An 11,512-nucleotide genomic window follows, 5' to 3' on the forward strand; every position below is an offset into this window, starting at 1 on the left:
GCCGGGCCGGGCTACGCTCGACGCATGGCCGGCCGCTTCGATCCCCTCACCCGCGCCGCGGTCCGCGGCGGCCGCACCGACGTCCCCCCGGGCCGGGGGAGCACCGCCGGCTCCGGCGCCGAGGAACGCCGCTGGACCCCCGACGGCCCGGTCGACCTCGGGCTCGTCCTCGGCCCCCTCAGACGCGGCCCCGCCGACCCCACCTTCCGCACCACCCCCGACGGCTCGGTCTGGCGCACCGGCCGCACCCCGCAGGGCCCGGCCACCCTCCGCGTGTCCCGCGCGGGCGAACAGGTGCACGCCGAGGCCTGGGGCCCCGGCGCCGGCTGGTTCCTCGAACAGCTGCCCGCACTCCTCGGCGCGGGCGACGATCCCGCCGCCTTCGTACCCCGCCACCGCCTCGTGCACGCCAGCCACCGCCGCCGTCCCGGCCTGCGCCTCACCCGGACCGGCCTGGTCCTGGAATCCCTGATCCCCACGGTCCTGGAGCAGAAGGTCACCGCCGACGAGGCCTACCGCTCCTGGCGCCGGCTCGTGAGGCAGTACGGCGAGCCCGCGCCCGGGCCGCAGGACCTCTACGTCGTGCCCGACGCCCGCACCTGGGCCATGATCCCGTCCTGGGACTGGCACAAGGCCGGGGTCGACGCCAAGCGCTCCGCCACGATCGTGCGGGCGGCCCGCGTGGCGGACCGCCTGGAGGAGGCGGCCGCGATGGACCTGCCCGAGGCCGTACGAAGGCTGGAGGCCGTTCCCGGCATCGGCCCGTGGACCTCCGCCGAAACCCTCCAGCGCAGCAACGGCCACCCCGACGCGATCACCACCGGCGACCTCCACCTGCCCGGCATCGTCGGTTACGCCCTCGTGGGCGACCGCGACGCCGACGACGCCGCCATGCTGGAGCTCCTCGCCCCGTACGCCGGCCAGCGCCACCGCGCGGCCCGCCTCATCCTCCTCGCGGGCCACACCCCGCCCCGCCGTGCGCCCCGCATGCCGCGCGGCGACATCGGCCGCTTTTAGGGGGTGCCGGGCGTCCCCGCCCCGCCGGACCAGGGCCCGCCCGGCAGGGCAGGGGTGGCCCGCCGATCCGCCGGGCTCGCCGCAGGCGTCACCGCACCTCGATGAAGTCCGCCGCGGAGCGCCCCGGCCGGTCCGCCGGGGCCGCCGCCGGGTGTCCCACCGCCACCGTTCCCATCGGGTCCCAGTCCTGCGGCAGCTCCAGCACCTCCCGCACCACGTCCCGGCAGAACATCGTCGAGGACACCCACGCCGACCCCAGCCGCTCCCCGGCCAGCGCGACCAGCAGGTTCTGCACGCCCGCGCCCATCGCGACCACGAACATCTCCCGCTCCGCCGTGTCCCGCCGGGCGTGCCCGTAGTGGTGCGCGCCGTCCGTCACCAGACACGGCACCACCAGGTACGGGGCGGCCCGCAGCACGTCCCCGCGCCGCACCCGCTTCGCCACGGACTCCTCGGACTTGCCGTCCGCCCGCAGGTCCGCGATCCACGCGTCCCGCATCGCGTCCAGCAGCCGCACCCGTGAGGCCTCGGACTCCAGCAGGACGAACCGCCACGGCGTCGTGTGGTGGGGGGCCGGGGCCGTCACGGCCGCCGCCACCGCCCGCCGCACCGCGCCCGGGTCCACGGGCTCCGCGGTGAAGGCCCGTACCGTACGGCGCTGCGTCACGGCTTCCCGTACCGCTTCCGAGGTGCCCAGCCGGAACATGTCGTCGGCCGGTGAGCGCACCAGGTCCCGGGCCGAGGAGCCCTCGCCCAGGAGGTGGGCCAGCCCGCGCACGACCGCCACCGGCAGACCGGCCGCCTTGCCCTTGACCAGGTCGCCGGCGGCGGCCAGCTCGTCCGCGGTCGCCACCACCGTCGAACTCAGCGGATTGCCGTGCGCGTCCGTGCCGCCGCGCAGGTCGTCCAGGACCCGCACACCGGCCGAGCCGATCGCCACGTCCGTCAGCCCGGTGCGCCACGGCCGCCCGAAGGTGTCCGTCACGACCACGCCCACGTCCACGGACAGGGTGTCGCGCACCCCGGCGCGGATCGCGGCGGCCGAGCCGTCCGGGTCCTCGGGCAGCAGCAGCACGGTGCCGGGGGCGGTGTTGGAGGCGTCCACGCCGGCCGCGGCCATCACCAGGCCCTGCCGGTTCTCGACGATCCGCAGCGGACCCCGGCGCGCGACGACCCGTACGGTCTCGGCGTCGATCGCGGCCTCGCGCGAGTCGGCCTCCACGATCCGGCCCTCGGCCTTGGAGACGATCTTCGAGGTGACCAGCAGGACGTCCCCGTCGCGCAGGTCGGGGGCGGCCGTCGTGATCAGCTTCGCCAGGTCGTCGCCCGGCCTGACCTCGGGGATCCCGTCGAGCGCCCGCACCTCGTAAGCGGGCATCCGCGTCACCGGGAGGCCTCCGCCAGCGCCAGCGCGGCGCGGGCCATCTCCGCGGTGGCCTCCACGTCGGTCATCATCAGCGGCACCGCGCGGCAGGTGATCCCGGCGGCCTCGACCTCGGCGACGGCGTCCGCGTCCGAGGTGTCCACGAGCCAGCCGTCCAGCAGCCCGGTCCCGTAGTGCAGGGCGACCGCGGCGGCGGTGGACTCGACACCCACCGCGGCGAGCACCTTGTCGGCCATCCCGCGCACGGGCGCGCCCCCGACGATGGGGGAGAGGCCCACGACGGGCGCCCCGGCGGAGGCCACGGCGTCCCGGATGCCGGGGACGGCGAGGATCGTGCCGACCGAGACCACGGGGTTGGACGGCGGGAAGATGATCACGTCGGCGGCGGCGATGGCCTCCAGCACACCGGGGGCGGGCTTGGCCTGCTCGGCCCCCACGGGTACGACCGCTTCCGCGTCCACCGAGGCCCGCAGCCGGACCCAGTACTCCTGGAAGTGGATGACGCGGCGTTCCCCGGTGTCGGCCTCGGTGATCGCGACGTGGGTCTCGACCCGGTCGTCGGACATGGGCAGGAGTCGTACGCCGGGCTGCCAGCGGTCGCAGAGGGCCTCGGTGACGGCGCTCAGCGGGTAGCCCGCGCCGAGCATCTGCGTACGCACGATGTGAGTGGCGAAGTCGCGGTCGCCGAGGCCGAACCAGGTGGGTCCGACCCCGTACGCCGCGAGTTCCTCCTTGACGGTGAAGGACTCGTCGGAGCGGCCCCAGCCCTGGTCCTCGTTGATGCCACCGCCGAGGGTGTACATCACCGTGTCCAGGTCGGGGCAGACCTTGAGCCCGAAGAGGTGAATGTCGTCACCGGTGTTGCCGATGACCGTGATGTCCGCGTCGGGCACCGCCGACTTGAGTCCGGACAGGAACCGGGCGCCGCCTATACCGCCGGCCAGAACAACAATGCGCATGCAGACAGTCTGTCAGCCGGAGGCTGTCGTCGAGGGGTGGTGGTCGGGCGACGGGTGGGACTGTCGGCCGCACTGCCGACGGGGGGCGGAGGTCAGGCCGGTACGGACGCGGTTTCGGCCGGGGAGCAGCTGTGCATCGGCATCTCGGTCAGGCCGGGGAAGTAGACGTGCAGGCTGACCGCGCCGTCGAGGGTGTCGTTGACGACCTCGTGGGCGTAGCCGGGGGCGAAGACGCGCTGGGTGCCGGGGCGGTGGCTGGTGTGGCCGCGGGGGGTGTGCTCGGTGAGCTCGCCCTCCAGGACGGTCATGACGCCGGAGGAGGCGCCGTGGTCGTGGAGGCCGCTGCCCTGGCCGGGGACCCAGCTGAGCAGCCAGACCTCGTAACCGGGGCCGGTGCGCAGCCGGTGGTACCAGCGGGTGGTGGCGTCGTACTCGACGAGGTGCTCCCAGGAAGCGCGGTCCTCGGCGATGGAGCGGGCGAGCCCGGCGAACTCGGCGACGGTGGCCGGGTGCTCGCGGGCAGGCTGGAGGAGGTGCTGGACGGCGAGGATGTCGCCGGCGATCTGGAGGTCGCTCTCGACCGTCGCGGGAGCGGCGGGAGAGGCGGAAGCGGTGGGGGTGGCGCTGTGCGTGCTGTTCATCGTGGGGGGTACCTCGACGGATGTCAGTCGTGCTGGCGGTTGCTGCGGGGGCGGGCCGGAGCTCTGAGGAGCCGGGGCTCCGCGGGCATCAACAGCTGCAACAGCAACAGCGAACCTGGGCAGCGCACAGGAACCCACGAATGGGGGTCCGGGTGGTGGCTGCGGGCGCTGACATGCAAACAAGGAGAACGGCTCGGGGGCCTGACTGTCAACCCAATGTCCGGTTTGGGGTAAAAGTTTCACCTCATCCGGTTACCGTGCCCGGAGAAAGGTTTGTGCAGTGTGCGGCAGGGGATGTGGCGCTGTGTCGGCGCTCAAACCCGATCCCGACTTCCGTGACCTGAATGTGATCTGCGCCGCTTCTCCGGCCGGACCGCAACCCCACCCGGAGGTGGCACGTGGAATACGGGTAAAGGCGGCATCCTGTGGCGCCGGTGGCATGTGTCACGATTTTTGGCGATATGAACACTTTCTGCATAGGCTTGGTTCCGCAGAGTGAATAAGGGGCCCAATAGCAGATCTCGGCTTGACTGCCCCGGAGCCACGCACTTGTAATTTCACTCGTGTCGTTACGTAGCAATCAGTGACGGCATCGTCACGGGGACGCACAGACAGAGCGAGGGGCGCACATGACCGAGCTGTTTCAGGAACTGCTGGTCGAGGAGGCGGACGAAGAGCTCGGGTGGCAGGAGCGCGCACTGTGCGCCCAGACCGACCCCGAGTCCTTCTTTCCCGAGAAGGGCGGCTCCACCCGCGAGGCCAAGAAGGTCTGCCTCGCCTGCGAAGTCCGCTCCGAATGCCTTGAGTACGCCCTCGCCAACGACGAGCGATTCGGCATCTGGGGCGGTCTGTCCGAGCGGGAACGCCGCCGCCTGAAAAAGGCAGCGGTCTGAAACGGCCGACGCACCACCGGTCAGGCACCTACCGCACATCGCACGACATATCGAACGCACCACGGAACGCACCGCAGCACGCACCACGGAACCCACCACAGAGCGCACTTCGACGCATGACGGACAGTGCGCCGAACGGGACGACGAGCGCGACACACGGCACGGCACACGGTCCGCCTCCTGCACCTTCCCCGCAGGAGGCGGACCGCTGTCGTGGCAGCCGTTAGGGTGGGGCGCTGTCCAGCAGCCTCCGAGGGCACACCACCCCCGGACCCCCGGCCGGAGGGCCCGTACCGCGATGTCCCTGCACAGCCAGTCGACGGCCTCCTACCAGGCCCCAGCCACACCCGAGTTCCCCCGGCACGTCGTCACCGCGGTCCTCGTCGCCCATGACGGCGCCCGCTGGCTGCCCCGGACACTCGCCGGCCTACTCGGCCAGGAACGCCCCGCGCAGAACCACATCGCCGCCGACACCGGCAGCGCCGACGACTCCGCGCGCCTGCTCACCGAAGCCCTCGGCGACGACCACGTCCTGCACCTCGCCCGCCGCACCGGCTTCGGCACCGCGGTCGACGAAGCCGCACGCTCCGCGGGCACCCTGACCCCCGAGGACCTCCCGTACCTCAAGCGCCCCAGCGGCTGGGACCCCGTCAGCCGCACCTGGCGCGACGACACGTACGACCTGCCCGACCTCCCCCACGGCGAACCCGTCCAGTGGCTCTGGCTCCTGCACGACGACAGCGCCCCCGAACCCGACGCCCTCACCGAACTGCTCCGCGTCGCCGAGGAGAACCCCGACGCCGCCGTCATCGGCCCCAAACTGCGCGGCTGGTACGACAAGAAGCAGCTCCTCGAAGCCGGCGTCACCATCGCCCGCAGCGGCCGCCGCTGGACCGGCCTCGACCGCCGGGAACAGGACCAGGGCCAGCACGACCAGGTCCGCCCCGTCCTGTCGGTCTCCACCGCCGGCATGCTGGTCCGCCGCGACGTCTACGACGAGCTCGGCGGCTTCGACCGGCGCCTGCCCCTCATGCGCGACGACGTCGACCTGTGCTGGCGCGCCCAGAGCGCCGGCCACAGCGTCCTCGTCGCCCCCGACGCCGTCCTGCGGCACGCCGAGGCCGCCGCCCGCGAACGCCGCACCGTCGACTGCGCCGGACGCACCACAGCCGGCCCGCACCGCGTCGACAAGGCCGGCGCCGTCTACACGATCCTCGCCAACAGCTCCGGCCGCGCCCTGCCGTACGTCCTGCTGCGCGTCCTGCTCGGCACCGTGCTGCGCACCCTCGGCTACCTCATCGGCAAGGCCCCCGGCCAGGCCGTCGACGAACTCACCGGCCTGCTCGCCACCCTCCTGCGCCCCGGCCGGCTCCTCGCCGCCCGCAAGGCCCGCCGCCGCCCCGCCGTCCCCGCCGCCGAACTGCGCCCGCTGTTCCCCCCGCCGGGAGCCTCCCTGCGGGCCAACGCGGAACAGCTCGCCGGCTACTTCGGCAGCGACCGCGACACCGCCGCCGCCCCCGCGGGCCGGCACGGCGGAGGCAGCGTCCTCGACGCCCCCGGCGAAGACGGCGACTACCTGGTGGAGACCGAGCGCTTCGCCCGCCTCAAGCGGCTCGCCCGCAACCCCGCACCCCTCCTCCTCGCCCTCCTGGCCGTCGTCTCCCTCGCCGCCTGCCGCGCCCTGATCGGCGGCGGCTCCCTCATGGGCGGCGCCCTGCTGCCCGCCCCCGGCAGCGGCTCCGAACTCTGGGCCGCCTACACCGACGGCTGGCACGCCGTCGGCACCGGCTCCACCGCCTCCGCGCCGCCCTACCTGGCCGTCCTCGGCACCCTCGCCACCCTGCTGTTCGGCTCCACCCAGGCCGCCCTGACCCTGCTGCTCGTCGGATCCGTCCCGCTCGCCGGCCTCACCGCCTACTTCGCCTCCCGGCCGCTCGTCGAATCCCGGCTGCTGCGCGCCTGGGCGGCCATCGCCTACGCCTTCCTCCCGGCCGTGACCGGAGCCCTCGCCGGCGGCCGCCTCGGCACCGCCGTCCTCGCCGTCGTGCTCCCCCTCCTCGCCCGCTCCGCCGTCGCCGCCTTCGACCTCGCCGACGGCGCGGAAGCCACCGACCGGCGGGGCGGCCGGCGCGCGGTGTGGACGTACACGCTGCTGCTCACCCTCACCACCGCCTTCACCCCCGTCGTATGGCCGCTGGCCGCCGTCCTCGGGACCGGCGCGCTGGCCTTGCGCCGCGCGCACTGGAAGGCGTACGGCCTGCGGCTGCTCGCCACCCTCGCCGTCCCGCTCGCCGTGCTCGCCCCCTGGTCACTGGGCCTGCTCACCCACCCCGGCCGCCTCCTGCACGAGGCCGGGCTGCCCTACGGAGCCGGCTCCGCCGACGCCCTCGGCCTGCTCGCCATCAGCCCCGGCGGCCCCGGCACCGGCGCCGGACCGGTCCTCGCCGGAATCGTCCTCGCCGCCCTGGCCGCCCTGCTGCGCACCGACCGCGCCTTCGCCGTCCGCACCGCCTGGGCCGCAGCCCTGGCCGGACTGCTCCTCGCCGTCGTCCTCAACCCCACCGCCTGGGCCGGACCCGCCACCCTCGTCTACGGCCTCGCCCTGCTCACGGCCGCCGCCCTCGGCGCCGACGGAGCCAAGGAACGCGTCGCCGCCCGCAGCTTCGGCTGGCGCCAGCCGCTGGCCGCGCTCATCGCCCTGGCCGCCGCCGTGGGCCCGCTGGTCGCCGCCGCCACCTGGATGCTCGCCGGCGCCGACGGCCCGCTGCAGCGCCGCGACCCCGTACAGGTCCCGGCCTTCGTCGCGGACGCGGGCGGAGACGACAACCAGACCCGCACCCTGATCCTCGACCTGGACCCGCCCGCCACCGTCTCCTACAGCCTCGTCCGAGGCTCCGGCGGCCGCATCGGCGACGCGGAGGTCACCGCCCGCACCGGCGGCGACGCCCGCCTCGACAAGGTCGTCTCCAACCTCGTCGCCGGCTCCGGCGCCGACCAGTCCAGCCAGCTCAGCGCCTTCGCCATCCGCTTCGTGATGTTCCGCCCCGGCGGCCCCGAGGAGATCCGCCGCGTCCTCGACGCCACCCCGGGCCTCAGCCGCCGCCACCAGCAGGACGGCACCGCCCTGTGGGGCGTCGAACCCTGGCTGCCGCGCGCGGTCATCGTCTCCGGCAAGCAGGGCGAGGCCCCGATCCCGGTCGCCGCCGGACCCGTCGAGGCCCACAGCAAGATCCCCGCCGGTGACGCGGGCCGCGTCCTGCGCATCGCCGACCGGGCCGACGAAGGCTGGCAGGCCACCCTCGACGGCAAGCCCCTCAAGCCCAAGACCCTCGACGGCTGGGCACAGGGCTTCGAACTGCCCGCCGACGGCGGGCGCCTCGACCTCGTCCACGAGGACTCCCTGCTGCAGACCGCCTGGTACTGGGTCCAGGGCCTCCTCGCCCTGGTCCTGCTGGTGATGGCCCTGCCCGGCCGCCGCGCGGAACTCGACGACGACCTGCCGGACGAGGAGGCCGCGCTCCAGGACCGGCCCGCCCCAGGCGAGGCCGGCGAGGGCCGCCGCGCCCGCCGGCTGCGCGCCGAGGCCGAACCGGCCCCCGTACCGGTGGAGACCGCGGCGGTCGCCGACCCGTACGCGCAGATCCCGGCACAGCCGGTGTACGGCGACGACAGCTACGCGTACCAGGCGTACGGCGACCAGGGCGGCTACGCGTACGAGTCGCAGCAGCAGACCCCGTACGACCAGTACCCGCAGTACGGCGGTCAGGGCGGGCACGGTGGTCAGGGCGGGCAGAACGGTCAGGCCTACGAGGACCCGTACCCGCCCCAGCCCCAGCACCAGCCGGTCCAGGACCCGGACCAGCAGCAGTACACCTACCCGTACGAGCCGTACCAGCCGTACGACCCCCACCACCCCCACGCACCGCACGACCCGCGTCCGGACGGGAGCCCCCAGCAGTGAAGCAGCGCGCACCCCTGACGCTGGCGGCGGTGACCGCGGCCCTGGCCGCCCTCACCGGCGTCGCCGCCCTCACCGCACCCGCCGCCGACGGGAAGGCGGCCGACGGCAAGGCGGCGGCCGCCGCCCGGATGCCGGTGGAGCGGTCCCTGCTGGTGTGCCCGGGGCCCAGCTCCTCGGACATCGCCGAGACCACGTACACGGCCTTCACCCCCGGCGCGCCCGCCGGCGAGGGCAAGGGCTCGGCCCGGCTGCTCGGCGCGACCAAGGACGCCAAGCCGGTGCTGGAACCCAAGGAGCCGGGCAAGCCCCTCGGGGCCACCGCCAGCGGCGCCGACGCACCCGCCCTCACCGGCAGCGCCGACGGGGTCCTCGCCCCCGGCTGGACCGCGCAGCTGACCACCAAGGTCTCGGTCGGCCGGACCCGTGGCGTGCTCGGCGTCGGCTGCACCGCACCCGGCACCGACTTCTGGTTCCCCGCGGTGAGCACCGCCAAGGGACGCGAGGACTACGTCCACCTCACCAACCCCGACGACGCCGCGGCCATCGTCGACATCAAGCTCTTCGGCCCGGACGGTCCGGCCAAGCCCGACGCCGGCACCAGCGAGAGCATCCGGGTCGACCCCAAGTCCACCAAGACCGTCCTGCTGTCCACCCTGGTCCCGGGCGCCCAGCTCGCGGACGCCACCGCCCACGTGACCACCCGCGCGGGCCGGGTGGGCGCATCGGTGCAGGTCGGCGAGGAGGCGGTGGGCGCCGACTGGCTGCCTGCCTCCGCCGACCCGGCGGGCTCGCTCGTCCTGCCGGGCATCCCCGCGGACGCCGCCTCCGTACGGCTGGTCGTCTTCGTACCGGGCGAGGAGGACGCGGAGCTGAAGGTGCGCCTGGCCGCACCCGGCGGCTCGATCAGCCCGGCGGGCAACGAACAGCTGCACGTCAAGGCCGGTATGACGGCAGCCGTCGACCTCAAGGACCTGACCCGCGGCGAGGCCGGCTCGCTCCTGCTGACCCCCTCCGACCCCAAGAAGTCCGCCCCGGTCGTCGCGGCGGTACGGGTGGTCCGCGGCAGCGGCGCCAAACAGGAGATCGGCTTCATCCCCGCCACCGGGCCGGTCGGAGCACGGGCGACCGTGGCCGACAACCGGCCCGAGGAGAACACCACCACGCTGGCCCTGACGGCCCCGGGAGCCGACGCGAAGGTCAAGGTCACCGCCTCGCCGGGCACCGGCGGCGGCGAGGCGGCCTCCCAGGAGGTCACCGTCAAGGCGGGCACCACGCAGATGCTCTCCCTGGCCCCGGCGGGCGGCAAGGGCTCCTACGCCCTCACCGTCGAGACCCTCTCGGGCGGCCCGGTCCACGCGGCCCGCACCCTGTCCCTCCCGCACGAGGGCATCGCGATGTTCACCGTCCAGGGCCTCTCCGACGACCACTCCACGGTCTCGGTCCCCAAGGCCGCCCAGGACCTCTCCGTCCTGACGCGATGACGACCGGATGACGGGGCGCCCCCGGTACGCGGCGGCAGGACGGACTCAGTCCTGGCCGTACCGGGGGTCCACCGTCTCCGGCGAGAGCCCCAGCAGCTCCGCCACCTGCTCCACCACGATCTCGTGGATCAGCATCGCCTTCTCGTCCCGCGTCTTCGTACGGATCTCCACCGGCCGCCGGAAGACCACGATCCGGGCGGGCCGCCCCTCGCGCGACTCCGACACCGCGCCCAGCGGCACCGCCTCGTCGTTCCAGCCGCCGTCCGGACCGCCCGGCGGCCCGGGTACGTCACCGATCAGGAACTCCACGTCGGCCAGCTGCGGCCAGTGCCGCTCCAGCCGCTCCACGGAATCCCGTACGAGGTCCCCGAACAGCTCCGACCGGCTCGCCGACAGCGGCACCTGAGGAGGGGCCACCGGACCGCGCATCCCCCGCCCGTGCCGGTCCCGCCGACGCGGGCGCGGCTCGGCTCGGGTCCCCGTGGGGGGCTCGGCGGGGCAAGGAGGAAGAGGGGTGTCGGTCACCCCCGCAGGGTAGCTCCGAGCACGACACGGGGGAGTGAGCGGCGGTGGAGTCGTCGCGGCCCGGTCAAGAGTGCGGTACCGTCCAACGTCGTGAGCCTTGTACGTCGCTGTTCGCGCACCGCGTGCGGCCGCCCTGCCGTCGCGACACTGACGTACGTCTACGCCGATTCGACCGCAGTTCTCGGCCCGCTCGCCACCTACGCCGAACCCCACTGCTACGACCTGTGCGCCGAGCACTCGGAGCGCCTGACCGCCCCACGGGGCTGGGACGTCGTGCGCCTGTCCGACGGCTCCGGGCCGTCCCGCCCCAGCGGCGACGACCTCGAAGCCCTCGCCAACGCCGTCCGCGAAGCCGCCCGCCCGCCGGGTCGCACGGCCGAGGCCGGCCGCCCCGGCCAGGGCGGTCCGTCCACCGGCGAGACCCGTCGTGGACACCTGCGCGTCCTGAGATCGCCCGATTCCTGACGCTCCGGTGGCCTGAAGAGCTGCTCCTGGTTCAGGGTAGGTTTTGCTGAACCGCACAGGACCTTCAGGAGGGCAGGCAGTGGCCGCAGATCTTTCGAACATCGTCAAGGCGTATGACGTGCGTGGCGTCGTGCCGGACGAGTGGGACGAGTCCCTGGCCGGGTTGTTCGGTGCCGCGTTCGTGGA

Annotated in this window: 9 protein-coding genes; 5 read left to right on the forward strand and 4 right to left on the reverse strand. The window is 74.2% G+C overall.

Annotation, left to right across the window (positions count from 1 at the left end; all coding sequences use genetic code 11):
- Positions 1 to 24 precede the first annotated feature (24 nt).
- Positions 25 to 1,017: a DNA-3-methyladenine glycosylase family protein gene (locus tag ACFY0D_RS34835; RefSeq protein ID WP_390801916.1), complete on the forward strand. Its 993-nt coding sequence runs from the start codon at positions 25 to 27 to the stop codon at positions 1,015 to 1,017.
- Positions 1,018 to 1,105: 88 nt separating this feature from the next.
- On the opposite strand, the gene ACFY0D_RS34840 is transcribed toward ACFY0D_RS34835, so the two are convergent.
- From ACFY0D_RS34840 to ACFY0D_RS34850, 3 genes are all read right to left on the reverse strand, one after another.
- Positions 1,106 to 2,395 (reverse strand): coenzyme F420-0:L-glutamate ligase, encoded by a 1,290-nt coding sequence (locus ACFY0D_RS34840; protein WP_390801917.1) that lies wholly within the window; start codon positions 2,393 to 2,395, stop codon positions 1,106 to 1,108.
- Between the two features lie 5 nt (positions 2,396 to 2,400).
- Entirely contained in the window at positions 2,401 to 3,360 is a 960-nt protein-coding gene (gene cofD, locus ACFY0D_RS34845) for a 2-phospho-L-lactate transferase (RefSeq protein ID WP_390801918.1), read from the reverse strand.
- Between the two features lie 92 nt (positions 3,361 to 3,452).
- Positions 3,453 to 4,001 (reverse strand): cysteine dioxygenase, encoded by a 549-nt coding sequence (locus ACFY0D_RS34850; protein WP_390801919.1) that lies wholly within the window; start codon positions 3,999 to 4,001, stop codon positions 3,453 to 3,455.
- 629 nt (positions 4,002 to 4,630) lie between these two features.
- On the opposite strand from ACFY0D_RS34850, the gene ACFY0D_RS34855 reads away from it, so the two are divergent.
- The 3 genes from ACFY0D_RS34855 (at position 4,631) to ACFY0D_RS34865 (ending at position 10,336) form a co-directional block, all read left to right on the forward strand.
- Positions 4,631 to 4,894: a WhiB family transcriptional regulator gene (locus ACFY0D_RS34855; protein ID WP_003983763.1), complete on the forward strand. Its 264-nt coding sequence runs from the start codon at positions 4,631 to 4,633 to the stop codon at positions 4,892 to 4,894.
- A 298-nt stretch (positions 4,895 to 5,192) separates the two neighbouring features.
- Positions 5,193 to 8,855, forward strand: a complete 3,663-nt coding sequence (locus ACFY0D_RS34860) for a glycosyltransferase family 2 protein (protein ID WP_390801920.1) — start codon at positions 5,193 to 5,195, stop codon at positions 8,853 to 8,855.
- Positions 8,852 to 10,336 carry a DUF5719 family protein gene (locus ACFY0D_RS34865; protein WP_390801921.1) on the forward strand — a complete coding sequence of 495 codons (1,485 nt, stop codon included), beginning with the start codon at positions 8,852 to 8,854 and terminating at the stop codon, positions 10,334 to 10,336. Before ACFY0D_RS34860 ends, ACFY0D_RS34865 begins: the two co-directional genes overlap by 4 nt.
- Before the next feature lie 45 nt (positions 10,337 to 10,381).
- Here the strand turns inward: ACFY0D_RS34865 and ACFY0D_RS34870 are convergent, their stop codons facing one another.
- Positions 10,382 to 10,861 carry a metallopeptidase family protein gene (locus tag ACFY0D_RS34870; RefSeq protein ID WP_390801922.1) on the reverse strand — a complete coding sequence of 160 codons (480 nt, stop codon included), beginning with the start codon at positions 10,859 to 10,861 and terminating at the stop codon, positions 10,382 to 10,384.
- A gap of 90 nt (positions 10,862 to 10,951) precedes the next feature.
- On the opposite strand from ACFY0D_RS34870, the gene ACFY0D_RS34875 reads away from it, so the two are divergent.
- Positions 10,952 to 11,326, forward strand: a complete 375-nt coding sequence (locus ACFY0D_RS34875; protein WP_390801923.1) for a DUF3499 domain-containing protein — start codon at positions 10,952 to 10,954, stop codon at positions 11,324 to 11,326.
- The last annotated feature ends 186 nt before the right edge of the window (positions 11,327 to 11,512 follow it).

It is taken from the genome of Streptomyces sp. NPDC001502, assembly GCF_042894785.1.
Classification (GTDB): domain Bacteria; phylum Actinomycetota; class Actinomycetes; order Streptomycetales; family Streptomycetaceae; genus Streptomyces; species Streptomyces kutzneri.

Excerpts from the sequence above, each read along its gene's own strand:
- ACFY0D_RS34850 (WP_390801919.1), bottom strand. The coding sequence starts at position 4,001 with ATGAACAGCACGCACAGCGCCACCCCCACCGCTTCCGCCTCTCCCGCC.
- ACFY0D_RS34855 (WP_003983763.1), top strand. The coding sequence starts at position 4,631 with ATGACCGAGCTGTTTCAGGAACTGCTGGTCGAGGAGGCGGACGAAGAG.
- cofD (WP_390801918.1), bottom strand. The coding sequence starts at position 3,360 with ATGCGCATTGTTGTTCTGGCCGGCGGTATAGGCGGCGCCCGGTTCCTG.
- ACFY0D_RS34860 (WP_390801920.1), top strand. The coding sequence starts at position 5,193 with ATGTCCCTGCACAGCCAGTCGACGGCCTCCTACCAGGCCCCAGCCACA.
- ACFY0D_RS34840 (WP_390801917.1), bottom strand. The coding sequence starts at position 2,395 with ATGCCCGCTTACGAGGTGCGGGCGCTCGACGGGATCCCCGAGGTCAGG.
- ACFY0D_RS34835 (WP_390801916.1), top strand. The coding sequence starts at position 25 with ATGGCCGGCCGCTTCGATCCCCTCACCCGCGCCGCGGTCCGCGGCGGC.